This is a genomic window from Arthrobacter sp. 10N410 (assembly GCF_056394945.1).
In genome coordinates this window covers 352,950-378,240 of sequence record NZ_JBFTIP010000003.1, presented here as the reverse complement: position 1 = coordinate 378,240, position 25,291 = coordinate 352,950, and the positions used below count along the sequence as shown (strand labels likewise).

At 68.9% G+C, this 25,291-nt stretch carries 23 protein-coding genes; 8 read left to right on the top strand and 15 right to left on the bottom strand.

Features of this window, described 5'->3' with window-relative positions; genetic code table 11:
- Positions 1-97: 97 nt before the first annotated feature.
- A complete protein-coding gene (locus tag AC1DB8_RS09435) occupies positions 98-1,372 on the top strand; it encodes a serpin family protein (RefSeq protein WP_476892861.1) in 1,275 nt (424 codons plus the stop codon).
- 98 nt (positions 1,373-1,470) lie between these two features.
- Here AC1DB8_RS09435 and AC1DB8_RS09430 read toward each other — a convergent pair whose 3' ends face one another.
- Positions 1,471-2,334: a hydroxymethylpyrimidine/phosphomethylpyrimidine kinase gene (locus AC1DB8_RS09430; protein ID WP_476892860.1), complete on the bottom strand. Its 864-nt coding sequence runs from the start codon at positions 2,332-2,334 to the stop codon at positions 1,471-1,473.
- A 142-nt stretch (positions 2,335-2,476) separates the two neighbouring features.
- Between AC1DB8_RS09430 and AC1DB8_RS09425 the strand changes: the two genes are divergently transcribed.
- Positions 2,477-3,868: an MFS transporter gene (locus AC1DB8_RS09425; protein ID WP_476892859.1), complete on the top strand. Its 1,392-nt coding sequence runs from the start codon at positions 2,477-2,479 to the stop codon at positions 3,866-3,868.
- A 332-nt stretch (positions 3,869-4,200) separates the two neighbouring features.
- Positions 4,201-4,899, top strand: a complete 699-nt coding sequence (locus AC1DB8_RS09420; RefSeq protein ID WP_476892858.1) for a queuosine precursor transporter — start codon at positions 4,201-4,203, stop codon at positions 4,897-4,899.
- A gap of 59 nt (positions 4,900-4,958) precedes the next feature.
- Here AC1DB8_RS09420 and AC1DB8_RS09415 read toward each other — a convergent pair whose 3' ends face one another.
- From AC1DB8_RS09415 to AC1DB8_RS09385, 7 genes are all read right to left on the bottom strand, one after another.
- On the bottom strand, positions 4,959-5,921 hold the full coding sequence (locus tag AC1DB8_RS09415) for a type IV toxin-antitoxin system AbiEi family antitoxin domain-containing protein (protein ID WP_476892857.1): 963 nt from the start codon (positions 5,919-5,921) through the stop codon (positions 4,959-4,961).
- Between the two features lie 184 nt (positions 5,922-6,105).
- Positions 6,106-6,855: a dienelactone hydrolase family protein gene (locus tag AC1DB8_RS09410; protein ID WP_441418956.1), complete on the bottom strand. Its 750-nt coding sequence runs from the start codon at positions 6,853-6,855 to the stop codon at positions 6,106-6,108.
- A 123-nt stretch (positions 6,856-6,978) separates the two neighbouring features.
- A complete protein-coding gene (gene tgt / locus AC1DB8_RS09405) occupies positions 6,979-8,277 on the bottom strand; it encodes a tRNA guanosine(34) transglycosylase Tgt (protein ID WP_476892856.1) in 1,299 nt (432 codons plus the stop codon).
- 33 nt (positions 8,278-8,310) lie between these two features.
- Positions 8,311-9,036: an SRPBCC family protein gene (locus AC1DB8_RS09400; RefSeq protein WP_476892855.1), complete on the bottom strand. Its 726-nt coding sequence runs from the start codon at positions 9,034-9,036 to the stop codon at positions 8,311-8,313.
- 90 nt (positions 9,037-9,126) lie between these two features.
- Positions 9,127-10,194: a DUF6707 family protein gene (locus tag AC1DB8_RS09395; RefSeq protein ID WP_476892854.1), complete on the bottom strand. Its 1,068-nt coding sequence runs from the start codon at positions 10,192-10,194 to the stop codon at positions 9,127-9,129.
- 121 nt (positions 10,195-10,315) lie between these two features.
- Positions 10,316-10,855, bottom strand: a complete 540-nt coding sequence (locus tag AC1DB8_RS09390; RefSeq protein WP_175322253.1) for an NUDIX hydrolase family protein — start codon at positions 10,853-10,855, stop codon at positions 10,316-10,318.
- A gap of 46 nt (positions 10,856-10,901) precedes the next feature.
- Positions 10,902-11,699, bottom strand: a complete 798-nt coding sequence (locus tag AC1DB8_RS09385) for a VOC family protein (RefSeq protein WP_476892853.1) — start codon at positions 11,697-11,699, stop codon at positions 10,902-10,904.
- A 43-nt stretch (positions 11,700-11,742) separates the two neighbouring features.
- Here AC1DB8_RS09385 and AC1DB8_RS09380 point away from each other — a divergent pair, with 43 nt between their 5' ends.
- Together AC1DB8_RS09380 and AC1DB8_RS09375 are read left to right on the top strand one after the other, a co-directional pair.
- Positions 11,743-12,360: a YdeI/OmpD-associated family protein gene (locus AC1DB8_RS09380; RefSeq protein ID WP_476892852.1), complete on the top strand. Its 618-nt coding sequence runs from the start codon at positions 11,743-11,745 to the stop codon at positions 12,358-12,360.
- A 41-nt stretch (positions 12,361-12,401) separates the two neighbouring features.
- Positions 12,402-13,217, top strand: coding sequence for a phosphatase PAP2 family protein (locus AC1DB8_RS09375; RefSeq protein ID WP_476892851.1), 816 nt, complete (start codon positions 12,402-12,404; stop codon positions 13,215-13,217).
- Here the strand turns inward: AC1DB8_RS09375 and AC1DB8_RS09370 are convergent.
- The 5 genes from AC1DB8_RS09370 to AC1DB8_RS09350 form a co-directional block, all read right to left on the bottom strand.
- On the bottom strand, positions 13,214-15,133 hold the full coding sequence (locus AC1DB8_RS09370) for a glycogen debranching N-terminal domain-containing protein (protein ID WP_476892850.1): 1,920 nt from the start codon (positions 15,131-15,133) through the stop codon (positions 13,214-13,216). The two genes, AC1DB8_RS09375 and AC1DB8_RS09370, sit on opposite strands and share 4 nt — an antisense overlap.
- A 105-nt stretch (positions 15,134-15,238) precedes the next feature.
- Positions 15,239-16,414 (bottom strand): ABC transporter ATP-binding protein, encoded by a 1,176-nt coding sequence (locus AC1DB8_RS09365; protein WP_441418964.1) that lies wholly within the window; start codon positions 16,412-16,414, stop codon positions 15,239-15,241.
- Positions 16,411-18,003 (bottom strand): ABC transporter permease, encoded by a 1,593-nt coding sequence (locus AC1DB8_RS09360; RefSeq protein ID WP_441418965.1) that lies wholly within the window; start codon positions 18,001-18,003, stop codon positions 16,411-16,413. Before AC1DB8_RS09360 ends, AC1DB8_RS09365 begins: the two co-directional genes overlap by 4 nt.
- A gap of 3 nt (positions 18,004-18,006) precedes the next feature.
- A complete protein-coding gene (locus AC1DB8_RS09355) occupies positions 18,007-19,059 on the bottom strand; it encodes an iron ABC transporter substrate-binding protein (RefSeq protein ID WP_476892849.1) in 1,053 nt (350 codons plus the stop codon).
- Positions 19,060-19,223: 164 nt separating this feature from the next.
- A complete protein-coding gene (locus AC1DB8_RS09350) occupies positions 19,224-20,570 on the bottom strand; it encodes a glycoside hydrolase family 76 protein (RefSeq protein WP_476892848.1) in 1,347 nt (448 codons plus the stop codon).
- Between the two features lie 159 nt (positions 20,571-20,729).
- Between AC1DB8_RS09350 and AC1DB8_RS09345 the strand changes: the two genes are divergently transcribed.
- The gene (locus AC1DB8_RS09345; protein ID WP_476892847.1) at positions 20,730-21,554 is read left to right on the top strand and encodes an SDR family NAD(P)-dependent oxidoreductase; all 825 of its coding nucleotides are present in this window, start codon (positions 20,730-20,732) and stop codon (positions 21,552-21,554) included.
- 80 nt (positions 21,555-21,634) lie between these two features.
- The gene (locus tag AC1DB8_RS09340; RefSeq protein ID WP_476893032.1) at positions 21,635-22,768 is read left to right on the top strand and encodes an acyl-CoA dehydrogenase family protein; all 1,134 of its coding nucleotides are present in this window, start codon (positions 21,635-21,637) and stop codon (positions 22,766-22,768) included.
- Positions 22,769-22,785: 17 nt separating this feature from the next.
- On the opposite strand, the gene AC1DB8_RS09335 is transcribed toward AC1DB8_RS09340, so the two are convergent.
- Both AC1DB8_RS09335 and AC1DB8_RS09330 read right to left on the bottom strand, forming a co-directional pair.
- A complete protein-coding gene (locus AC1DB8_RS09335) occupies positions 22,786-23,613 on the bottom strand; it encodes a DUF1684 domain-containing protein (protein ID WP_476892846.1) in 828 nt (275 codons plus the stop codon).
- 79 nt (positions 23,614-23,692) lie between these two features.
- Complete coding sequence (locus tag AC1DB8_RS09330) at positions 23,693-24,328, bottom strand: TetR/AcrR family transcriptional regulator (RefSeq protein ID WP_441418970.1); 636 nt, start codon at positions 24,326-24,328, stop codon at positions 23,693-23,695.
- Positions 24,329-24,537: 209 nt separating this feature from the next.
- Here AC1DB8_RS09330 and AC1DB8_RS09325 point away from each other — a divergent pair, with 209 nt between their 5' ends.
- On the top strand, positions 24,538-25,218 hold the full coding sequence (locus AC1DB8_RS09325) for an NADPH-dependent F420 reductase (protein ID WP_441418971.1): 681 nt from the start codon (positions 24,538-24,540) through the stop codon (positions 25,216-25,218).
- Positions 25,219-25,291 lie beyond the last annotated feature (73 nt).

The following is a 25,291-nucleotide window of genomic DNA, read 5'->3' as shown; positions in this document are numbered from 1 at the left end:
AATGGCCAAGGGCTAGCGCGGGGCGGCCCCCCGCTGGTTGACTGGCCGTAGGCGGATCCTCGCCGTTTTACGCGGTGGTACAGGCCTTGGGGGCGCGATGAAAAAGAAGATTCCGGCACGCATTATTGCTTCCGCGGCGGTCATGGCGCTGGTCCTCTCGGCCTGTGCGGCCTCGCCGCCGGCGCTGTTGAAGGCCGACGGCGTCGAACGCGTTTCGGTGGACCGCGCCGCCTACCCGGCCGAGTTGGCTCAGCTCCGGGCGTCGGCGCGGAAACTGGGCGCAGCACTCCTCGCGGACGGCGGGGAGGCCGGAAACGGCAACGTGGTCTCGTCCCCGGGCAGCCTGCTGATTGCCCTGGCCATGCTGCGGACAGGTGCGACCGGGGCAACGGCCGCCGAGATGGACAATGTCCTGGGCCTCCCCGCCCAGCACCGCGACGAAGCCCTGGATTCGCTGCTCTCTTCCCTGGAAGCCTTCGACGGCGACCCCGGCTCGGTGGACGAGAAGAATCCGCCCCGCCGGCCGGTCCTGCACACCGCCAACGGCCTGTTCGTGGACAAAGGTGTGCCCACCGGAGAGGGGTACCTGCGTTCCCTGGCCCGGTACTACGGCACCGGCGTGTACCCGGTGGACTTTCAGGATGAGGACACCACTAAGCCGGCAATCGACGCCTGGGTGAACAAGAACACCGGAGGCCGGATCAAGAAAGCGCCTGCGGAGTACAGCAAATACAACACCTTCAGCGTGCTCAACTCGGTGTACTTCGCGTCTGCCTGGAAGGTGCCCTTCGACCCGGCGGACACCGCAGACCGTCCCTTCACGACGGCGGCCGGCCGGCAGGTATCGGTACCCACCATGTCCGGCGTCCAGGATCTCCCCTTTGCCCAGGGAAACGGCTGGCAGGCCGTCGATCTTCCCTATGCCGAGGGCTTCGTGATGCGCCTGGTACTGCCGGATTCCGGAGCTCCCGGCACCGGGGTGCCATACCTTGCCGAGGCTGCGCGGGCCCTTGACGCGGCCGCCCCGTCGCCCACCCAGCTTTCCCTCCCGCAGTGGAACCAGAAGAGCATTTTCGAGTTGCGCGAGGTCTTCGCCAGCCTCGGCCTGCGGGAGACGCTCCAAACCGAGACGGACTTCAACTCAATCCAGCGTGGCCTCAAGATCACGCAGGCCGGCCAGTCCGCCAACATCACCGTGGCGGAAAAGGGCACGATTGCCGCCGCCGTGTCCCAGGTCAACGCGGAGGCGGTGAGCGGCGCCGCTTTCACGCACACGATCCGTTTTGACCGGCCGTTCGTCTACGAAATCGTCCACGTCGAGACCGGGCTGCCGCTGTTCATGGGCCGGGTGTCCGACCCCAGCCAATCATGAGGCGCTCGCTCAGATTCTGCCGGTCAATATCGACCGACTCCTCAATCAGTGAGGGAGCGGCTGTTCGGTAGCCGCCGGACCTGAGGGAGCGTCGTCGGCTAGCGCGGGCCGCCCTGCCAGAGTGCGTCGAACGGCGCGCCCGAGGCCACCCGGTTCCGGATCCCCGCAGTGACAAAGTCTTTCGCCGTGCGGGCGGCCTCCAGCGGCGTCGCGCCCTTGGCAAGCTCCGCGGTCACGGCGGCGGCCAGCGAACAGCCGGCGCCGGAAACGGCGACCTCGCCCACCTTCGGGGCGGAGAGGACCTCCAGCGTCTCGCCGTCGTAGTAGACGTCGACGGCGTCGGGCCCGGCCAGGCGCACGCCGCCCTTGGCGAGCACCGCGGCGCCGCTGAGTTCGTGGATGCGGACGGCCGCGGCCTTGAGCGAGTCGACGTCGGTGATCTCCAGCCCGGAGAGCGACTCGGCCTCAAAGTGGTTCGGTGTGACGAAGGTGGCCAGCGGCAGGATCTGTGCCTTGAGCGCCTGGTCGGTGTCCAGGGCGTGGCCCGGCTCCTGGCCCTTGCAGATCAGCACCGGGTCCAGCACCACGTTCCGGAACGCAGAGTCGGCCAGCGCCGACGCCACCGTGGAAATCGTCGCCGGGCTGCCCAGCATGCCGATCTTCACCGTGTCCAGCACGGACGGCGCGCCGGACGCGGCGCCGTACGCCGCCGTCGTCGCCTCCAGCTGGTCGGCGATGACCTGCTGGTCCACCGCGACGAAGCGGTGGTTCCAGTTGTCTTTCGGGTCGAAGGACACGATGCAGGTCAGGTTCGCGATGCCGAAGACGCCGAGTTCCTGGAAGGTCTTCAGGTCCGCCTGCGCGCCGGCGCCGCCGGTGGCCTCGGAGCCGGCGATGGTCAGGGCGACGGCGGGGTAGGCGCTGGCGTCGGAGGTCACGTTGTCCACGGCGTAAGAAGTCATGGACCCATCCTGCCACTCGGGGAAAACGGGCCGCATTGTGCGTATGACCAATATGACCAAAACCCGAGTGTTCTGGATCACGGGAACTAAGGTGGCGGACGGTGTTGCTCTCTTGCGACGCCGGATCCAGGAAGGTTCATTGATGAGCACCCAACTGTCCGAAGCGGCCCAGACCCGAAAAGCCGTCGGCAACATCCTCAAAGGCTCGGCCGGCAACCTCGTCGAGTGGTACGACCTCTACGTCTACACAGTCTTCGCGGCTTACTTCCAGTCGCACTTCTTCAACTCCAAGGACGAGCTCCAGGCCGGCCTCGAGGCGATGGCGGTCTTCTCGACGTCGTTCCTGATGCGCCCGATCGGCGCCTGGTTCTTCGGCCGCTACGCGGACCGCAAGGGCCGCAAGGCCGCGCTGACGCTGAGCGTGACGATGATGTCCGCCGGTTCCTTCGCTATTGCGGTGCTCCCCACCCAGCAGCAAATCGGCCTGTGGGCAATGATCCTGCTGGTCCTCATCCGCGTGATCCAGGGTTTCTCGGTGGGCGGCGAGTACGGCACCAGCGCCACCTACATGTCCGAGGCCGCCACCACCAAGCGCCGCGGCTTCTTCTCCAGCTTCCAGTACGTCACGCTGATCGGCGGCCAGATGCTGGCCCTGCTGGTCCTGGTCATCCTGCAGAACGTTATGCCCAAGGGCGACTTGGGCGAGTGGGGCTGGCGGATCCCGTTCGCGATCGGCGGCGTCGCGGCCCTCGTGGTGCTCTGGCTCCGGCGTTCCATGGAGGAGACCGTCTCGGCCGAACAGATCGAGGCCGCAAAGGCCCCCGCGGTGGCCGGTCAGGCGCAGCCGGGCACCATGAAGCTGCTGTTCACCAGCTACTGGAAGCCGCTGATGATCTGCATCGGCATCACGCTCGGCGGCACGGTGGCGTTCTACACGTACACGAACTTCATCCTGAAGTTCATGAATGACACCTCGGGCATCGCCAAGACCGACACCTCGGTGATCAACTTCTGGGCGCTGTTCATCTTCATGCTGCTCCAGCCGGTCTACGGCATCATCTCGGACAAGGTGGGCCGCAAGCCGCTCCTGCTCTGGTTCGGCATCACCGGCGTCCTCTTCACGTGGCCGCTGCTTTCCGCCCTGGCCGGCACCAAGGATCCGCTCACGGCGTTCCTGCTGATGATGGGCGGCCTGCTGATCGTGGGCGGGTACACGTCCATCAACGCCCTGGTGAAGGCCGAGCTGTTCCCCGCGTCCATCCGCGCCCTCGGCGTCGGGCTGGGCTACGCGATCGCCAACTCGCTCTTCGGCGGCACCGTCCCGCTGATCGGCGCGGCGCTGCAGAAGGCCGGCCAGGAAGAACTGTTCTTCACCTACGTCACAGTGGCCATCGCCATCTCGCTGCTGGTCTACATCTTCGCGCTGAAGAACAAGAAGTCCACGCACCTGGACCACGAACAGGGCCACGCCTGGGAGCCCGCGGCTGCCCGTGAGGACGACGGCAAGGATCTCGTGGACGCCTCGCGCCGCTAGGGTTCCGAACGCTACCCTGGCGCCGTTTCGACGGTTCCCTGCCGATTCGACGCTACGCAGCGTCTTGTCCGCAGGGACCGTCGAAACGGCGCACCGCGGACGACGGCGGGCTGCCGGCTTCTGGACTTCGGTCCGGACCCGGCGGCCCGCCGTCGTCGTTAACGTCGGCGCTGCGACTGCGGGGGCGGCCGCCGGGGGTGCGGCGGGCAGGTGCGAGAATGGAGGCGGGTCCGGGCGAGTGCAGCCGGGGCCCTCCAGTGCTAATACAGCCGGCCGACCCGCCCGTTCACGCGAACCGGGCCGCCGAGCGAACCACTACGAATGGAACACCCATGACTTCCGCCAAGACCTTTCCGGCTGCCGCCCCGCCGAAGTTCGCCTCGATCGGTTCCCCATACTTCGGCATCATGCTGGCCGTCATGGCCGTGGTGCTGATCCTGTCCAACATCGGCGCCTCCAAGGGCGTGGCGATCGGCCCGATCATCACCGACGGCGGGTTCTTCCTCTTCCCGCTGGCCTACATCCTGGGCGATGTCATCAGCGAGGTCTACGGCTTCAAGGTGGCGCGCAAGGCGATCATCACCAGCTTCGCACTGTCAGCTTTCGCGTCCCTCTGCTACTGGGTCATCATCGCGCTGCCCGGCTTCGATGACGAGTATGGGGCCGCCAAGCAGTCCGCGCTGGAAGGCGCCCTGGGCCCGGTCCCGCAGATCGTGCTCGCCTCCCTGCTGGCCTTTTTCGCCGGCCAGACGATCAATTCCTGGATCCTGGTAAGGATGAAGGCCCGGACGGGGGAGAAGTCCCTGTGGGCCCGCATCATGGGGTCCTCCGTGGCCGGCGAGTTCGTGGACACGCTGATCTTCTGCAGCATCGCTGCCTCCGTGATTGGAATTACCGACGCAGCGATGTTCGTGAACTACGTCCTCGTTGGATTCCTCTACAAGACGCTCGTGGAGTTCGCCTTCGTGCCGCTGACCACGCTCGCCATTGGCTGGGTGAAGAAGCGCGAACCCAGCTACGGGACTGTCTAGCTCCGCCCGCAACATCCCCCGTGTCGACGGTCGCGAGCCCACTCGACGCTGAGAAGCGTCTAGCCGGGAGCGGACCGTCTAAACGGCGCGGAATCAGCCCCGGCGCCGCGGTTCAGCGCCCGCAGGACCCGGTATTTGAACTCCACCTCGTTGAACAGGTGCTTCCACTCGATTCGGAGGAACGTCCAGCCCTGCTCCGTCAGCGCCTTCTCGCGCTGCCGCTCCGCGAATAGGACCTCTCCGGTGGGCCGGTAGTCGAAGTACTTGCTCTTGCCGTCGAACTCGAGGGCAACCTTGCGCTCGGGCCAGGCTAGGTCCAGCCGGTATTCCCCGAGCGGCGTCAGAACGCTGTACTGCAGCTCGGGCGGCGCAATCCCGATCCGGTGCAGCAGTTCCCTCGTCAGGCTCTCTCCGGCTGATTCGGAGCGAGGATCGGCCAACTCGAGGGCCCGGCGCAGCGCCAACACTCCGTTACGCCCGGCTAGGGCACCACACTGGGCGCGGATCATGCCGAGATCCGCCCCCAGGCGGGCCGCATGATCAATCAGGATCACAGCCTGCGGCACGGTGAACATCAGGCAGCAATCCACGACCGTGCGTTCCAGGGACGTGCACGGCAATCCGTCCACGAAGCACATCTCGCGGCTTGTCACCCGCCTGGTGTGGGCGACGACGTCGCGCCCGTGCGAAATCCGCGAGGGGCAGCCGTTCTGCGTCAGGTGCACGCGGTCATCGACCCTCCACAGCTGGAGTTCATGGAGGCTGGCACCTGAGATGTGGCTGTACACGAAGCCTCCCGCCGACGTCGTCAGCGTTCCGAGCGCATGCGCCGAAATCAGCTGCCGACGTCGGGCCGGGGCATCAAGGCCCCGCCACCACTCGCCGCGGGCGTAGCAGCCACGGCGCAGCCGGACGAGGGTTCCGTCCCGGACGTGCCTGGCAATGGCCCGGGAATTTCGTCCGGATGCCAAAAGCTGGTCCGTGCGCCAGAGGGTCCCGTCGTCGGGAAGTTTGGTGGGCATGGGACCAGCTTTGGCCAACCGGCCGGCTCGCTCCAGAGCGCCGTGGGGTTATGTGGACAACGCCGTTTCGACGGTTCCCTGCGCTAAGGCTGCTTGGTTACATCGAGCACGCAGGGAACCATCGAATCGGCCCGGATCGTCGAAACGGCCAGGACCATCGAAACGGCGAAGGCCGGGCGGTCCGTCAGGCCTTGAGCGTCCCGTCGAGGAGCTCGCGAAGCTCGCGGAAATGCCGTTCCGTGGCCTCCGGGTGGAACGCAGAGGTGTCCGCCATCGAATAGCCGTGGGGTGCCCCCGCGTAGACCTCGTTGGCAGCCTTCAGGCCCGCCGCGTCCAAGGCCGCACCGAGACGGGCAACGGCGTCGGTATCCATGCTCCGATCATGATCGGCGTGGCCGAAGACGAACCGGGCACGGGCGTTGCCGAGTCCCAGGTGGGGGCTGTCGGGCTCGTCGGTCGCCAGGCCGCCGCCGTGGAAGCCGCCGCAGGCAGCCACAGCGTCCGGGTGTGCGGTGGCGGTGCGGACAGCAAGCCGGGCGCCCATGCAGTAGCCGGTGACGCCGACCGGGCCGGGGGCGACGCCATCCAGACCGCCCAAGGCCGCCAGCCACGCGTCGATGTCCGGCAGGGCTTTGTCCGTGGTGAGGCGGCCGACCCGCGGGAAGGCGGCTGCGCCTGCCGCCTCGCGTCCCTCCGGCGTGGTCATGTCCAGGTCCGGGGCCAGTTCGGCAACCGTTCCTTCGCGGTAGAAGACGTTCGGGGCCAGGACAACGTAGCCCCAGTCGGCGATGCGCTGCGCCATGTCCTGGATGCGGGGGCGCAGGCCGAAGGCGTCCATGTACAGGATGACGCCCGGGAACGGGCCCTCACCGGTGGAGGGGCGGGCCACCAGGGCCTCGGCTGTACCGTCTGCGGCGGGAATCTCGATAAACATCCGGCCAGCCTATCCGACGCCATTTAGACGGTTCCCTGCGCGTTCGACGTTTACCCGCGTCGAACGCGCGGGGAACCGTCGAAACGGCCGAAGGAGGGACGGGGGCGCGGCCGGAGCGGGAGCCTAGGAGTAATACCGGCCCAGGGTCTCGGCCTTGAATTCGAAGAAGGTGCCGGCCTCGATGGCGAGGCGGGCGTCGTCGACCATTTTCACCACGAAGCGCTCGTTGTGGATCGAGATCAGGGTGGCCGAGACCATCTCCTTGGCCTTGAACAGGTGATGGATATAGGCCCGCGAGTAGTTCAGGCAGGCGTAGCAGTCGCAGCCTTCCTGCAGCGGACCAAAATCGCGTTTGTACATGGCGCCGGAGAGGTTGTACCGGCCGGTGGGGTGGTAGAACGCCGAGTTGCGGGCCACCCGGGTGGGGGAGACGCAGTCGAAGGTGTCCGCGCCGTTTTCGATCGCGGTGAAAATGTCGTCGGGCTCGGAGATGCCCAGCAGGTGCCGCGGCTTGTTCTCCGGCAGTTCCTCGTTGCACCAGCGCACGATCGTGCCCAGGTTTTCCTTCTCCAGCGCCCCGCCGATGCCGAAGCCGTCGAAGTTCATGGCGCCGAGGTCCCGGCAGGCCTTGCGGCGCAGGTCCTCGTACTGGGCGCCCTGGATCACGCCGAACAGCGCCTGGTAGGGTTTCCCGGCACGCTCGGAGGTGAGCCGGAAGTGCTCGGTGATGCAGCGTTCGGCCCAGCGGCGGGTGCGCTCCAGGGACTCCTCTTGGTAGCCGCGGGAGTTCTGCAGCGTGGTCAGCTCGTCGAAGGCGAACATGATGTCCGCGCCGATCTGGTGCTGGACGTTCATCGAGATCTCGGGGCTGAACCGGTGCCGGTCGCCGTTGAGGTGGCTCTTGAACCAGACGCCCTCCTCGTCCACGTGGGCCAGGCGTTCCTTGCCGGGCGCGACGGCGTCGTCCGGGCCGGAGTGGTCCACCGACTTCATGTCGATGACCTTCTTGAACCCGGACCCCAGGCTCATCACCTGGAAGCCGCCCGAGTCCGTGAACGTGGGGCCGCGCCAGTTCATGAAGGCGCCCAGCCCGCCGGCCTCGTCCAGGACGTCCGCGCCGGGCTGCAGGTACAGGTGGTAGGCGTTGGCCAGCACGGCCTGCGCGCCGAGATCGGCGACGGCCTCGGGCAGCACGGACTTCACCGTGGCCTTGGTTCCGACGGCGATGAACGCCGGCGTCTGGATCTCCCCGTGCGGGGTGGCGATGGTGCCGGTGCGGCCCAGGAATTCCCCGCCGTTCGCCGCCACCTGCGCGCCCGACGGCGCACACGTTTCGCTCAAGCGCTTGCCCACCCGGAAGGAAAACTCGGATTGCCGGGCAGGCAGCGGGGCGGAGGGGGCGGGTTCAGGATTCGCTGGCACCGTTCAAGTGTGCCAGCTAACACCGCGGAACCCTTAGTGCAGCGGGTCCGATGTGGGGTAGTTCTCAGCGCGCCAGCTGTCCCAGTAGTTGCGGATGGCCTCCATCTGGTGGGCGCCGAGCTCGTAGGTGGAGACGATCACCAGGGAGCCGCCGTCGGGCCGGACCTCGGGGATGGCGGGCTGGTCCGCCACGATGACGAGGCCGTCGCCGTGTTCGGCGTACCCGTGCACGGTCAGGCCCACCTGGTGGTTGCTCCGGAACCAGACCTTCCCGGCAATCTCCTCCCCGGTGGCCAGGGTCAGCGAGTACGGCTCGCCCGGCGCGGGCACATCGGCCAGGCCCAGCTTGTCGATCGCGGAGCCACCCGTCCCGGGCACCGAGAAGAAGAACGTCCGCCGGTTGCCGTGCGGGTGGCGCTCGAGGGCGAAACGGAGCTGGTGCAAAAAGGTCAGCCAGCCCTGGGTGATGTCCTCGTCCCAGGCCGCCCACTCCGAATTGTGGTCGATCGCCGCGCGCGTCACGCTGACCTCCGTGCCGGCGGGGACCGGTTTGAGGGTGAAGATGTCGCCGCCGTCGACGACGAGCGACGAGTGGTCCGCGCTCTCGACCACGTTGGGGCTGAAGTAGATCGCGTTGATCTCGGCGGCCTGGTCGTCGGCCTCCCAGCCGTGCCACTGGGCCACCTTCGCGGGTTCGCGCAGCATCGTCCAGACCTGCGGCGCGTCAGAGTTGATCACCACGCTGAGATTGTTCGTCATGGGGCTGAATTTACCCCGCCCGGCCCTGCCCGGGTAGGGCCAAACGCCCACCGATCGGCGTCCCGGGCGGGCCGCGTTCCGCCGGCGCGCTCAGCCGCGGACGGACTCGAGTTCGTTGCTGATCCGGCGTTCTATTTCCGGGCCTCCGATGGTCTGCGAGCCGCCGTGCGCGCGCAGGAAGAGGAGCGCCTCAAGCCGCAGCAAACGCCACTCCCGCTCCGCATCCGGGTTGGCGTTGTCGATGGCGCGGAAGATTTCCTTGTCGTACAGGTTTGGCTCGTTGAGTGAGCGCTGGCGCACCTTGGCGTTTATCCGCGACTTAAACGGGTCCGTCTCCATGGCGTCCGGCGCCCGCAGGAACTTCTCATAGACGGCCGCGCGTTCGTCTTCCCCGCGCTGGCGGCAAATGTAGCTGGCCAGCGCCAGAGACGCTTCCACCGACGCCCAGCGGCCCGGGTTCCCGTCGAAGGGCAACACGTTGAGCAGGTCCGCGACGGCGAGGGCGTTGTCGGCGTCCTTGAGCACGACGAACAGTTCATGCGCCAGATCGCTGAGGTCCTTGAGGCAGCTGCCGGACTTGGTGTTGATGCCCTTGGTGAGCCGGTCGCTAAGCAACAACACGCCCAGCGCATCGGGGTGCGCCTCGGCCGCGGCCTCCACTACGGACTCCGGAGTTCCCTCCGCGATCGGGATCAAGGCCAGGTCCGCCTCGCTCGGTCCACTGACGGCCGGCGGAACCACCGGCGGCGGCGGGACGACGACGGCGGACGGCGACGTCGGGCTGCCGTCCTCCGCGGGACGGGGCGGGACCACCTGCAGTTCCGGGCCGGCGTCGTCCGCGGAGGGAGCGGCGGGTTCGCCGGAGGCGGTCTCCGGAGCATCGTCGTCCTGGCGGCCGGCGTCGTCCACAGGGGACAGCTCCGCGGCCTCGGTCGGGGCGTCCCGGACCCGGACCACGGAGCCGGCGGCGATCCGCAGCACTCCGCCCCCGGTGAGGGTGGCGCGGACGATGGCGGGGGAACCGAAATCGTCGTTGTCGACGTCCACACGCTGGATTTCGGCGGTGCGCGTGGCGTCGGGCAGGAGCAGCAGATCCCCGGTCTGCAGAGATCCCGCCTGCCGTTCGCTGTAGTTCAGTGAGGCTGTGGGGTGGGTCATCTGGAGTCCTTAACTTCTCTTTCGGTCCGCTCAACAGTCTACAAAGACCGGCGCGCGAAGTCGGGGACGCCGGGGCGGCCCGGTCGTCCCGGGGGCGGTCCAGCTGCTCCGGGCAGACTCCCTAGTGGCCGACGCCCGCGAACGCCAGTGCCTGGCGGATCAGGGCGCCGCGGCCGCCGCTGAACTCCAGCTGCACGTCCGAGCTCATCACTTCCTCCGGGGTCATCCAGGTCAGTTCCAGGGCGTCCTGCCGCGGAGAGCATTCGCCGGTGACGGGGATGATGTAGGCCAGGGCGACGGCGTGCTGCCGGTCGTCGGTGAAGCCGGTGTGGGACGGGGACGGGAAGTATTCGGCCACCGTGAAAGGGACCGGGCTGATCGGCAGTTGCGGGAAGGCGAGCGGGCCAAGGTCCTTTTCCATGTGGCGCAACAGGGCCGCCCGGATGGTCTCGCGGTACAGCACCCGGCCGGAAACCAGGGACCGGATCATGGTGCCGTCCTCGTCGGCCTGCAGCAGGGTGCCGACCTCGTTCACGAACCCGAGCGGGTCAAGCCGGACCGGAACGGCCTCGACGTAGACCATGGGAAGCCGGCCGCGGGCCTCGAAGAGATCCTCGTCGGAAAGCCAGCCGGGATTGGGGTCGGGGGTGCGAACGTTCATGGTTAAGTTCTACCCCATCCGCGTTCCCCGGGCGTGGTCACCCTGTCTATTCGGACCCGGGGGCCGCGGCGATCCACAGGGCGTGGGGGTGGGCGGCACTGCCGTCCGCATCGGGGTTGCCCACGTGCAGCAGCGGCAGGGCGGCCTCCTCGACCGCCGCAACGTCATGCCCCGCCTCGGCGAGCCGCTCGCGCAGAGCGTCGAGGTCGCCGTCGTATTCGAAGGCCAGCCCGGCGCTCCCGGCGCCCGCCGCGGTTCCGGCAGCGGCGCCGACCATCAGGACGCCGCCGTTTTTCGCCGTGAACGCCTCCGTTTCGACGATGTCGGGGTCGGCGTAGCCGACACCGGGTGCGCCCGGCACCGGGCGGGGGCGGGCGCCGATGTCGCGCAGGGTCTGGGTCGCCGCCCGCGGATCCTGCGCGAACCAGACGCCGACGACGGCGAGACCCGGCTCCGCCTCCGCAGACGTGGACCAGGTGCCGTCGGACGCGCGCACGGCGGGATCTGCCAGGAAGCTGAACCCATCCGGCGAAGAGACCCGGCACGAGGAACCGTGGTCGGCGTCGATGAGCTCCGCCGTGGTGCCGCCGGCGGCACCGGTCGCGGCACCGGCTTCGTTGGTCCGGCGGGCAAATTCCGCCAGGTCGCCGACCTCGACGCCGAAGGAGGTGGTGCCGTCCTCCGCGGACCCCGCCTCGGCGAAGTGCAGTGCCAGGCGTCCCGCGCCGGCGTCGAACTCCCGCCAGGTGGGCTCGTCGGCGGTCTTTACCATGCCCAGGTCGGTCAGCAGCCGCTCCCACTGATCGAGCCGGGAGGTGAAATGGATGGGGCGGACACGCAGCATTGGTATCTCCCTGATGGTTCGGGGCCGGGAGCACAATGGTGCCATGGCTGCTGAGCTAAGGGAACTGCTGGTGAAAGACGCCGCCGAGTGGCGCGCGTGGCTGGAACAGCACCACGCGGAGAGCCCCGGGGTGTGGCTGGTACTGCACAAGAAGGGCGGCTCGGTTACCGAACTGGACTACGAGGCCGCCCTGCAGGAGGCGCTGTGCTTTGGCTGGATCGACGGGCAGGGCAGGCGCCGGGATGCCGAGACGTCCTTCCAGCGGATGACCCGTCGGGGGCCGAAAAGCGTCTGGTCGGCGCGGAACGTGGAGCGCGTCGGGCGCCTCGAAGCGGCCGGCCGGATGGCCCCCGCCGGGCGCGCTGCCGTCGACAGCGCCAAGGCCGACGGACGCTGGGAGGCGGCCTATGCGGGCCAGGCCGCAGCCGAGGTGCCGGAGGACCTGGCCGCGGCGATCGCGGCGGACCCCCGGGCGCAGGCGATGTTTGCGGTCCTGACGTCGGTGAACCGGTTCGCGCTGATCTACCGGACCAACTCGGTCAAGCAGGCCGCCACCCGGGAGCGGAAGATCGCCGGCTTCGTGGACATGCTCGCACGCTTTGAAACGCCGTACCCGCAAAGCCGGCGGCCGGATCCCGGACCTTCAGCGACTTCCCGGTAACCGTCCGGGAGCCCGACAGCCTGGGGTGGGAAAATAGCCCAATGCCTACCACCCAAAGCGGGCCCTCGCGCGCCGCCGCCCCCACCCAGCGTTCGCAGCGCACGCTGTTCTTTGCCGCCGCAGGCCTGTTGGTGGCCGGCGAGGCCGTGTTCTGGCTCATGCTGGCCGCAGTCCAGACGGACTCGGGGCTCGCGTTGCTCGACGGCGGAGTCCATGACGCCCTGGTGGAGGACCGGTCGCCCCTCGCCACAGGAATCCTGGCTGCCGTCAGCACGGTCACCTCGCCAAGCTGGATGACGGTCATCGGGGGCCTGCTCGCGCTCGGCTGGGCGGTCTGGAAGCGCGAAATCTGGCGGCCGGCGTTGCTCCTCGGAGCCATGGCGGCCGCCTTCGGCGTGTCCACCCTGATCAAACACGAGGTCGCGCGCGGCAGGCCCTCGGCTACGGACTTCCTGATGGGCCCCGACGATGCCCTGTCCTTCCCCTCCGGGCACACCTTTGGTACCGGCGTCTTCCTGCTGGTGCTGGTGTACCTGCTGCTGGGCAGCGCCGGCGCCCGCACGGCGCGGCGTTCGACGGCGGTGCTGGCCTTCTCGGGGGCCGCCCTCGGCACGTTGCTGGTCGCGTTCAGCCGGCTCTACCTCGGCTACCACTGGCTGACGGACGTGGTCGCCTCGCTGGGCCTGGCGGTGGCCGTCACCGGCGTCGTGGTCCTGGTCGATGGCCTGCGCGGCGCCCGGACGGCGGACCCCCGGATGGCGGACCCGGACCAGGCGCCGGCCGCGCCGGCACTTCCGGCCTACCCGGCACTTCAGGCCGAGCCGGGTCTGCCGGCCCGGGCGGAGCAGAGGCCCTAGAACGCTACGCCGAGCGCCTGGGCGAGCACCACCGCGGAGGCTGAGGACCACGCCTGCGGGTGGCAGGAGGCCGGATACGGCACCGCGCGCCCCGACTCGGCCGCGGTGACGCCGGCGAAGAGCTCCGGGAGCCGGTGCCCGAACGACCCCGCGGCGCTCAGCAGGCCCTCGGCCAGCACCCGTGCCTCGGCGGTGAATCCCTCGCTGAGCAGGCCCCTGATCGCGATGGCGGTGTCGTGGCTCCAGACCGAGCCGCAGTGGTAGCTGAAGGGCCAGAATCCCGCCGCGCGCCGGGACAGGGTGTGCAGGCCGTAGCCGGAGAACAGCTCCGGGCTGAGCAGCCGGTCCGCCACGAGCCGCGCCTCCGCGGCGTCCAGGATCCCGGTGCCCAGCAGGTGGCCCATGTTGGAGCCCGGGATGTCCAGCGGTTCGCCGTGGCCGTCGAGCGCCATGGCGGGGAACCGGCCGCCGTCGTCCTGAACCCAAAAGCGCTCGCGGAAGTTGTGTTTCAGCGCCTCGCCGAAGTCGCGCAGCTCCTGGGCCCCGGGTTCGCCGTACGAGTCGAACAGTTCTGCCGTCCCCACGGCTGCCTGGTAGGCGTAGCCCTGCACCTCGGAGAGTGCGATCGGGCCGTCGGCCTGGCGGCCGTCGCGGAACTGCATGGCGTCCCGGGAGTCCTTCCAGCCTTGGTTGCTCAGCCCGTGGCCGGAGGTGTCCTGGTAGCTGAGGAACCCGCCGTTGCCGGAGTCTGCACCGGCCATCCCGGCGGCCAGCAGCCACTGCGCGGCGCGGGCGGCGTTCGGCAGCAGGGCGCGGACCGCGGCGTCGTCGGTGCCGGCGCGGCCCAGCTCGCCGAGCAGGCACAGCCACAACGGGGTGGAGTCCACGGCGCCGAAGTACACCGGGGGCAGCCGCAGGGCCTGGCTTTCCAGCACCAGTTCCTTGGCCCGCAGTTCGTGCAGGATCTTGCCCGGCTCCTCGGCCGCTGCAGGGTCCGTTTTGGTGCCCTGGTAAGCGGCAAGGGCGCGCAGGGTCCCGGCGGCAAGGGCGGCGTCGAACGGCAGCAGCAGCCGGGCCGCCCAGAGCGAGTCCCGGCCGAACAGGGTGAAGTACCAGGGCGCCCCGGCGGCGAGGAACGGCGCCTCAGGGGCTTTCCGGGTGGCCAGCCGGAGCCCGTCGAGCTCGTCGAGGGCATTGTCCAGGAGCAGGCCGAGGTCCCCCTCCGGCTCGGTCCGGACCCGGCGGGCGGGCGGCGGCGCGGCCACCACGATGTCCTCGGTGTCGGCCAGCACGGCCTGCCACTCGGCTTCCAGCGGCCTGCCGCGGCCGGCGGTCCCGCGCCAGATCAGCCGTTCGCCGCGGGCCACCCTGCCGGGCGCGGAAACGGTCAGGGTCTTGCCGCCCTCGCTCCAGCGCAGCGAGGAATCATCCGCCGCCGCGGGCTGCAAGGGTTCGCGGTAGCGCCCGAGCCGGATGGCGGCCATGTCGGTAAAGTCCGCAGCCAGCCGCACCTCAACCTCCGCGTCCAGGGCCTCCAGCGAGGTGCTCAGCCGCAGCGAGACGCGGACAGCGCCGGGCGTGACGGTCCAGGTCTGCACAAGTTCGACGGCGGGATCCTCGGTGGGGCCCTCGATGCCGCGCACGAGTCCGCGGACCCGGAGCACCCCGCCGGGGGAGGCCTCGACCGTGGCCGGTTCCGGGGCGAAGCCGTTGACGGTCACCTCGGCCCGACACAGCATCCGGGTGTCGCCATGCAAGAGCCCGGTGAACCAGTCGCCGGCGCCTGTGGCGGTGGCTGTACCTGCGGCGCTCTCGCCGGATACATCGCCGGCCAGCCGGCCGTCGGCGTCGAGCCACAACTGGGTGGGGGCGGCCACGGAACAGTGCTGACGGTGGAGTGCTGGCTGAACAGTCATGCGCCCCAGCCTATGCCGGAAGGCCGGGGCGGACCTAGGCCCGCCCGCGGTGCCGCCCGCCTGCAGGTCCGCCCGTCTGCGGGCACGTCGCCCGACCGGCGGGGCTCAGTCCTGCGTGGTGTCCTCCATCGGGAAGGCCACGGCCTCACCCACCACCCTCAGGCACAGTTCGGTGCCGGGCCGGGCGATCGACGCGTTCCAGTGCCGGATGGTGATGATCTCGCCGCCGCCGGGGTAGCGGTGGTCGGCAACGGCGCCCTCGGCCAGGACCGGAGGAACGGCCAGCTTGAGCCGTACCGTGGTCTCCGGGCCGAAGTAGTCCGTGTCCACCACGGTGCCGCGGATGGGGCCGTCCTCCGCGATCCGGATCTGCTCGGGCCGGAGCATGAGCTGCACCCGTCCCTGTGCCGGCGGCCGGCGGACCGGAATGCCGCCCAGCGAGCAGGTGGCCAGGGAACCCTCCATCCAGGCGTCGAGGATCACGGCGTCGCCCAGGAACTCCGCGGTGGCCCGGTCCGCCGGGCGGGTGTAGACCACAAACGGGTTGCCGATCTGGGCGAGCTTGCCGCCGCGCATCACGGCGACCTGGTCCGCGAAGGAGAGCGCCTCGGCCTGGTCGTGGGTGACCAGGATGGTGGTCACGCCGGCGTCGTGGAGCACCTTGCCGACGGCGCGGCGGGTGGCGACGCGCAGCCCGGCGTCGAGCGCGGAGAACGGTTCGTCCAGCAGCATCAGTTCGGGCTCGCGGGCCAGGGCGCGGGCCAGCGCGACGCGCTGCTGCTGACCGCCGGAGAGCTGGTGCGGCCGCCGCTTGGCCATGGCCGGGTCCAGGGCGACCATCTCGAGCAGCTCCGCGACGCGGGCCTTGACTCCGCGGTGGCCGCCGGGGAGCTTGCCGGCGTCCAGTCCGAAGGAGATGTTCTGGCCCACGGTCAGGTGCGGGAAGAGGGCGCCGTCCTGGGCCACGTAGCCGACGTGCCGCTTGTGCGCGGGCACCCAGAGGCCGTCGCCGGCTACCTTGCGGCCATCGAGTGAGATGCTGCCGGTGTCGGGGTGCTCAAAGCCGGCAATCAACCGCAGCAAGGTGGTCTTGCCCGAGCCGGAGGGGCCCACGATCGCCGTCGTGCCGCCCTTCGCGACGGAAAGGTTGACGCCCTTGAGGACGGCCTGGGAACCGAAGTTCTTGGTGACGGCCTCGACTTCCAGGTGGCTGTTGGTGCTGGGCGCCACGGAGGGTGCGATCCGGGGTTCCGGAAGTCGGGAGGGGTTTTGTTCGGTCACTGTCCCGCTGCTTTCTTGGACTGCTGGAAAAGAAGGTAGGTCATCGGCGCCGAGATCAGGATCATCAGCAGGGCGTAGGGGGCGGCACCGGCGTAGTCGATTTCGCTGCTCTTGCTCCAAAACTCCGTGGCCAGGGTGCGCGTCCCGTTGGGGGAGAGCAGCAGGGTGGCCGTCAGTTCGTTCACGATCCCAAGGAACACCAGGGCAGCGCCGCCGGCCGCGGCCGGAGCCGTGAGCCGCAGGGTAACCCGGAGGAAGGCCAGCAGCGGAGGCTTGCCGAGGGCCTGGGCCGCTTCGTCGAGCTCCTTGGGGGCCTGCGAAAGCCCGGAGCGGATGTTCACCAGCGCCCGGGGCACGAACAGCAGGACGTAGGCGGAGATCAGCAGTGCCGTGGTCTGGTAAAGGTCCGGTGCCAGCCGGATGCTCACGGTGACGAAGGCCAGGCCGACGACGATCCCGGGCATGGAGCTGGTGACGTAGTTGGAGAGCTCCAGGGCCTTGCTGAACCAGCCGGGATGCCGCACGGCGAGGTACGCCATCGGGAACGCGACCACGGTGGTGGCCAGGGCGCCGGCCAGGCCGTAGCCGAGCGTCTGCAGCAGCGCGGGCAGGAACTCATCGGCGGCCCAGATGTCCGGCCCGCCGGCGAAGATCCAGCGCAGCACGAACGTCAGCGGAAGCCCGAAAGCCAGCGCGGTCAGGGCCAGCAGGGACAGCTGCGCGGGCAGCTGGTAGGCGTGCAGCGGCAGGCGCAGTGCGCGGGCCTGGGCGCCGGAGCCCACCCGGGCGTAGCGGGCGGTGCCGCGGCTGCGGACCTCCACGAGGAGCAGGATCAGGCAGAGGAACACCAGCACGCTGGCCAGCATGTTCCCGGCCGTCCCGTTGAAGGTGGACTGGTACTGGACCATGATCGCGGTGGTGAAGGTGTCGAAACGGATCATCGCGAAGGCGCCGTACTCGGCCAGCAGGTGCAGTGAGACCAGCAGCGCGCCGCCGGTCATCGCGATCCGCAGCTGCGGCAGCACCACACGGAAGAAGGCGCGCCACGCCCCAAGGCCCAGCGAGGCGGCGGACTGCTCGATGGCGGGGTCCAGGCGGCTGAGCGTCGCGGCGGCGGGGATGTAGACCAGCGGGAAATAGGACAGGGTGGCGATCAGCACGCCGGACCAGAGCCCGCCCATCGATGGCACGGCCGAGACCCAGGCGTAGCTGTTGACGAAGGCCGGAACCGCGAGCGGCGCCGCGAGCAGCACGGCCCACCACTTGTGTCCCTTGAGGTTGGTGCGTTCCACCAGCCACGCGCCGCCCACGCCCAGGATCAGGCAGAGCGGCACGGTGATCAGCGTGAGCAGCACGGTGTTGAGCAGGAGCTCGCCTACCCGGGCGCGGAAGATCAGGCCGACGGCGGTGTCCCAGCCGGTGGCGACTGTCATGACCGCCACGTAGCCGAGCGGGATCAGCGAAAACAGGGCGATCAGGACCGCCAGGATGGCTACCACGGAAACGCCGAAAGGCGGGCGGGGGCGTTTGCCCCTGCCCGCCGTCGTCGTGCTTCCGGTGGTTCCGGGAGCCGTTAGCGTTTTTGTCACTGCTTAGAGCAGTCCTGCCTTGGTCATCAGGTCGGTGACCTTGGCGGAGTTCAGCTTGGCCGGATCGACCTTGGGTGCCTGCAGTTCCTTGAGCGGAACCAGTTTGTCGTTGGACGGGACGTCCGAGCCGACGGCGTACTCAAAGGAGGTGCCCTTTTGCAGCACTTCCTGGCCCTTCTTGCCGGTGATGAACTTCAGGAAGGCCTGGGCGGCCGCCGCATTCTTCGAGGACTTGAGCACGCCGCCGCCGGAGACGGACACGAACGCGCCGGGGTCCTGGTTCTTGAAGTAGTGCGGCGTGACGTTCTTGGAGTTCTCGCCGGTCTTGGCCTGGTCGCCGTAGTAGTAGTAGTGGTAGATCAGGGCGGCGTCCACCTCGCCGGCGTTGACGGCCTTCATGGCAGTGCTGTTGCCCTTGTACGCCTTGTAGTTCTCCTTCATGCCCTTGAGCCATTCCTCAGTGGCGGCCTCGCCCTTGAGTTCGAGCAGGGCGGAGACGATCGCCTGGAAGTCGGCGCCGGACGGCGATGCCGCCCACTTGCCCTTCCACTCGGGCTTGGCCAGGTCCAGCATGGACTTGGGCAGCTTGTCCTGGCTCAGCTTGGCCTTGTCATAGACCAGCACGGTGGAGCGGGCGGCGATGCCGGTCCACTTGTTCGTCGAGGGCCGGAACTCGGCCGGAACCTGGTCGACGGTGGCCTTGTCCACGTCCGCGAACAGCCCGGCGTTTTCCACCTGGGCCATGGCGGGGGAGTTCTCGGTGAGGAACACATCGGCGCGGGAGGCCGCGCCTTCCTGGATGATCTGGTTGGACATTTCGGTGTCGTCGCCCTGGCGCAGGGTGACCTTGATGCCCGTTTCCGAGGTGAAGGCGTCAACCCATTCCTTGGTCAGGGATTCGTGCTGGGCGTTGTAGACCGTAATCTCGCCGGCCGGCTTGCCGTCGGCTCCGGTGGTGCTGCCGGAGGTCGATGCGCCGGAGCCACAGGCTGCGAGGCTGAGGGCGGCGGTGGCGGCGAGGGCGATGCCTGCCAGCGCATTGTTGCGGATCTTCATGAGGCTACTTTCTGCAAGGAAAAGGTCGTAGGTGCCTAACCTCCGTGAGCGGGAAGTTAGGGCATGCTCACTACGAAAAACTGTAGGTTAGCCAAACCTAAGCAACCAAGCCGAGAGCGCCTTAAGTGAGGAGGATCACACCAATTACGAAACTATTGCGTGACCTAATTCCCTGTGGAGGCTTCCTGGGCCGCTGTGGCGCTCTGCGCGGCGTCGCCCGCGTGGGTGGCGCCGGCCTCTGGGGTGGCAACGGCCGGAGCGCCAGCGTCTTCGGCCGCGGACTCTCCGCCGGACTCCTCGGCGGACGGCTTCCCGACGGCGGGCAGCTTCCCGGCGATCGATGCCGCAGCTTCCATGACCATCCAGGCCTGCAGCTGTGTGGACAGTTCGACGGCGGACCCCGCCGGGTAGCTCCGGCGCGCCGGCAGCTCGGGGCGGGCCGAGAAGACCAGCCGTGCCCCGTTGCGTGCCAGCGGCTCCTGCGCCGCCACCAGGCGGCGGCCCTCCCAGAACGCCTCCGCGGTATCCGTCACCAGCAGGGCCGCCTCGGCCCGGGTCTCGGCGGACAGCCGTTCATCGACGGCCGCCAGGGCCAGGTAGCGGATGAGGACACCGGTGAAGAGGCCGCCGTCGCCGGTTCCCTCAGATCGGAGCACCGTGGCCTTGCGCCCCAGCAGCGGGGCCTGGACCGTGAGGCTGCGCCCCACCGCCGCGACCAGCGCAGCCGCCCGTTCCAGGTTCGCCTCGCCGCCCAGCTCCAGCAGCGCACCCAGGACCGGGCCCTGGTTGTAGGTGTAGATGGCGCTTTCCAGCACCAGCTCCCCGCCGGGGGCGATCCGGAGGCCGTCCCGGTACATGCCCTGTTCCGGGTCGTAGAGCTTGGCGTCGAGCCAGTCGAGCAGGGCCTGTGCCTTGGCCGACTGACCGGTCCGGGCGTAGTACAAGGCGATCGGGGCCGTGGCCGGGGTGTTTTTGAAGTCGCGCTTCTTGCTCCAGAACGTGCCCCCGCCCAGGTCGTCGGTCGAGGCCGAGTCGAACTGGAGGGTGAGGCTCTTGAGGACCTTGGCGTTGCGGCGCCTGCCGGAGGTCTTGCGGGTGTCTTCGGCGAGCTTCTCCAGCCGCAGGGTGGCGAGGGCCAGCCAAGCCATGTCGTCGTAGTAGCTGTTGACGACGGTCAGGAAATTGCGCAGCCGGATGCCGGTGACCAGCCGGGAAGCCAGCTTGCCGGCGCTGGGCAGGTTGTCGCCGTCGAACTTGGCCGGGGTGTGGCCCTCGACGCCGAGTTCGCGGCGGCCGGTATCCACGAGGCAGTCCACATAGTGTGCCTGCCACCAGTAGTGCCACGGCCGGGCCAGGTTCTTGAGCCTGCCGGAGGGGCGGGAAATCGCGGCGATGTGGGTGCCGGGCAGGAAGAAGAGGCGCTGCCCGAACAGCCGGGTCACCGAACGCGCGGCCTCATCGGCGCGGAAAGACCAGTTCGGGGCGGGGGAATGGGCAGGTGCTGCGGTCATGGTTCAAGCCTAGTGGCGGCGGCGGCTCCGGCGCGGAATCTCAGGGCGGAGGTGCGCAATGTTTGCATTCCAGTTAACCTGAACTAACTAATGTTCCCTGGTGCCGGTGGGTTGCGCACAGCTCACGGCCGGGTTCCGGTTCCACATCAAGGAGGATGCATGGACGTCTTGGGTACTGTCGCACTGATCACGGGCGGGGCTTCCGGTCTGGGGGCCGCGACGGCCCGGCGGCTGTTCGATGCCGGCGCGTCCGTGGTGCTGGTGGACCTGCCTTCCTCGGCCGGGGACGCCTTAGCCGCCGAGCTCAACGCGTCTGCCGACGGCGGCGCTGCGGGCGGCGGTGCGCCGGTACCGGCGAACCGTGCCGTCTTTGTCCCGGCGGACGTCACCAGCGAGGAGCAGGTGCAGGCCGCCGTCGACGCCGCCGTCGCCCTTGGGCCGCTGCGGATCGTGGTGAACTGCGCCGGCATCGCCACCCCGGGCAAGGTGCTGGGCCGGGACGGTGTGCTGCCGCTGGAGACCTTCAGCCGGGTCATCCAGATCAACCTCATCGGCACCTTCAACGTCATCCGCCTGGCCGCCGCGGCGATGGCCGCCACCGAGCCAGTTGCAACCGAGCTGGGCGGCGAGGAGCGCGGCGTCATCATCAACACCGCCTCTGTCGCTGCGTTCGACGGACAGATCGGCCAGCCGGCCTACTCGGCTTCCAAGGGCGCCGTCGCCGCCATGACGCTGCCGATCGCCCGCGAACTGGCGCGCTCGCTGATCCGCGTCGTCACGATCGCGCCCGGCATCTTCGAAACCCCCATGATGGCCGGGCTGCCGCAGGAGGCGCAGGACTCGCTGGGTGCGCAGGTGCCGCACCCGTCCCGGCTGGGCCGGCCCGCCGAATACGCGAACCTCGCCGCGCATATCGTGGACAACGCCATGCTTAACGGTGAGACCATCCGGCTCGACGGCGCCATCCGGATGGGACCGAAGTGACCCTCGACGTGGGCACTTCCGCTGCCGCGGACCCGGCAGTGTCCGGGCTGCCGACTGCCGATTTCTTTGACTTTGAGTCGATGCTGAGCGCTGCCGAACAGGCGAAACTGGCCGAACTCCGGGACTTCCTGGCCCGCGAGGTGGCGCCGTTCGCCACCCAGTGGTGGAACGACGCCGAGTTCCCGGCGCATATCCTGCCCAAGCTGGCGGCGCTGGAGCTCAGCGCACCGGCCCAGCGCGGCTACAGCAACCTGTTCGCCGGCCTGGTCATCGCCGAGATGACCCGGGTGGACACCTCGCTGGCGACCTTCTTCCTGGTCCACCATGACCTGTTCGTGGAGTCGCTCTACGGTTTTGGTTCCGAGGAGCAGAAGGCCCGGCTGCTGAAGGACGCGGCCGACCTGCGCACCACCGGGGCCTTCGCACTGACCGAGCCGGACCACGGCTCCGACGTGGCCGGCGGGATGGAGACCACAGCGCGGCGCGTGTCCGGCGGGGACACCGGCGACCACTGGGTGCTCAACGGTGCCAAGCGCTGGATCGGCAACGGGACGTTCTGCGACTACATGCTGGTCTGGGCCCGCGACGAGGCCGACGGCGGCATCCGCGGCTTCATTGTCGACGCCACGCTGCCCGGCGTGCGCCGGAGCAGGATCGAAAAAAAGATCGCGCTGCGGACCGTGCAGAACGCCGACATCGTGTTCACCGACGTGCAGGTGGCCGAGGCCGACCGGTTCGCCGGGATCAACAGTTTCGAGGACACCAACGAGCTGCTGCGCGGTTCGCGGATCATGGTCGCCTGGCAGGGCGTGGGGCAACAGCTTGCCGCGTTCGACGTCGCCCGGCAGTACGCCGTCGAACGCCGCCAGTTCGGGCGGCCGCTGGCCAAGTTCCAGCTGGTCCAGCAGCAGCTGGTGACCATGCTCGGGAACGCGGTGGCCAGCATGGGCATGATGGTCCGGATTGCCCAGCTGCAGGATGCGGGCGCGGCCGACATGCCACAGGTGGCGCTGGCGAAGTCCTATGTGAGCGCCAGGATGCGGGAAACCGTGGCGATGGGCCGGTCCCTGCTGGGCGGCAACGGGATCGTCACCGACTACCGGATGGCGAAGATCTTCGCCGACGCCGAGGCGATCTATACCTATGAGGGCTCGTACGAGATCAACACCCTGATCGTGGGCCGCGCCGTGACCGGGGTGTCCGCGATCGTCTAGCCAGACGGGCCCTGCTGCTAGGCGAAGGGCTGCTTTTCGCCGGCTTCGATCCGGTAGTCCAGGCTGTTGTTCTTCACCGGCATGGGGCAGGTGCCGTACGGGGTGAAGGCGCTGGGGTAGTTGATGGCCCGGTTGAAGTCCAGTACCACGGTGTTGTCCGGCCGCGGCCGCGCCGTGGAGACCTTGCGCCATTCGTCCGTCGTGTCTCCATTGGTCTCGTCGTGGAACGTGACGGTGAGGGCGCCGAGTTTCTCCTCCTCGGCCTGCAGGTGGCATTCATGCTCCTGGCCGGGGAGCCGGAACACGAGCTCGCCTACGGAACGGTGCACGCCGTCCACCAGCGGGTTGGCGGTCCCGATGGGCACGTCCACCGGCTCGGGATAGGGCGTAAACCGCGCCTCGATGACCAGGTCCGGCCGGTAATCAAAGGTGGGTACGCCGTCGAACCCGGTGAACACCGGCGACTTCGAATCCCGGGTGCGCAGCGCGTATCTGTTGGCCCGCATGGCGAGCTCCACCCTGACCTGCCGGCCGTCCGTCCCGCCGAACTGGACCCACAGCAGCGACTCTTCATTGCTAAGCGCCGCGCTGATGGTCCCGTCCACGGGCTCGCCGGTCTCCACCAGGGTCAGCCCGTCGGCCGCGGCTGCGGTAAGGAACGCCGTCGTGCCGTCCGTGGACCAGAGGCCGGGGACGAGTTCGACGGCGGCCGGGCTCTCCGGCAGCCACTGGAAGGAGGTCAGGGTGAGCCAGCCATAGGCACTGGCGAGGGCCTCGTTGCGGTTCTTGCGGAAGCGCTGCCAGCGGGCGAGCTGTGCGTCAGTGGGGGAGGGGGCGGCGGTCAAAGGGCACCTCTGCGGGTATCAGCCCAACTAGCTCGCAGTTGTTGTCGTTCTGAGGGCTCAAAACGGCAACAACTGTCTGTCAGTTGGGGGTGGGCGGGTTGGTCAGGGCGGCCGCAACCAGTTGGGCCGCGGTGGTGCGGGCGGCGGCGGCAGCGGCGGGGTCGGCGTCGAGCACACCGCTGGCCAGGCCGCCGTCGAGGACGAGGGTCAGGCTGCGGGCCAGTCCGTCCGGATCCTGGGCGCCGGCCTGCTCCGCCAGGTCCCGAATCCACGCCAGGATGTGCTGTTTGTGGGCGACCGTCCGTTCATGCACCCGGGTGCCGGAGGCCGACTCGGCCGCGGCGTTGATGAAGGCGCAGCCGCGGTAGCCGTCCCGACGGCAGGCGGTGGAGAGCGCGTCGAACAGGCCCACGAGTTGATCCGCGGCGTCCGGCCCGGCGGCTTCGGCGGCGGCGTGCAGCTGCCCGGTCCAGACCCCGTCAACCTGTTCCAGATAGGCCAGGATCAGGTCATCCTTGGCCGGGAAGTACTTGTAGAAGGTGGCCTTCGCGACGCCGGATTCGGCGATGATCGTGTCGATGCCGGCCGCCCGGAGTCCCTGCGCGTAGAAGAGCCGGAAGGCCGTCGCCAGGATCTTGTCCTTGGCCTGCCCTGCCGGCGTCCGGACACTGCGCGGCCCGACGGCGGTTGGTGCGGTGGCTGCTGTCGGCGTCATAACTTCATGGTACACAGACCAGTCTGTCCGGGCGCGGTCCGGGGCCGTCTGACGGGGCGGCCGGCGGAGCCAGCCGAGGCCGCTCCCAGGTCGCAGTCCGCCGACGGGACGCTTGCCGTAGACAGTTCTGTCTGGTAGCGTCTCGCCCAGCGGTAGACGGACTTGTCTACCCCCAATGATCCGAAAAAGTCCTACCGAATGAGGTCACCATGAAAATTGCAGTATTCGGCACCGGCACGGTCGGCCCCGCCGTCGCAGGCGCCCTGGCAAAGCTCGGCCACGATGTCGTCATCGGAACCCGCGATCCGCAGGCCACGCTGGCCCGGACCGAGGCGGGACCGATGGGCGGCGTCCCGTTTGCCCAGTGGCACGCGGAGCACGGCGAAATTTCCCTGACCACCTTCGCCGAGGCCGCCGCCGGCAGCGAGATCGTTGTCAACGCCACCAACGGCACCGGTTCCCTCGATGCGCTGGCCGCCGCCGGCGCCGCCAACCTGGCCGGCAAGGTCATCGTCGACATCGCCAACCCGCTCGACTTCTCCCAGGGCTTCCCGCCGTCACTGAACCCGGTGAACACCGACAGCCTCGGCGAGCAGATCCAGCGCGCCTTCCCGGACGCGCGGGTAGTCAAGACGCTCAACACGATGAACGCCGGGATCATGGTTGACCCGGCCAGCGTGGCCGGCGGTGACCACTCGGTGTTCGTCTCCGGCAACGACGCGGACGCCAAGACGGTGGTGGCGGGGCTGCTGGCGGACCTGGGCCACCGCGACATCATCGACCTGGGCGACATCACGACGGCCCGCGGGACGGAAATGCTCCTGCCGATCTGGCTGCGGCTCTGGGGCGCCTTCGGAAACGCGGACTTCAACTTCAAGATCGCCCGCTAAACCCGCCCGGGCCCCGCCGGGTCCAGCCGAACTGGCTCGCAGTTGTTGCCGTTTTGAGCGCTGAAAACGGCAA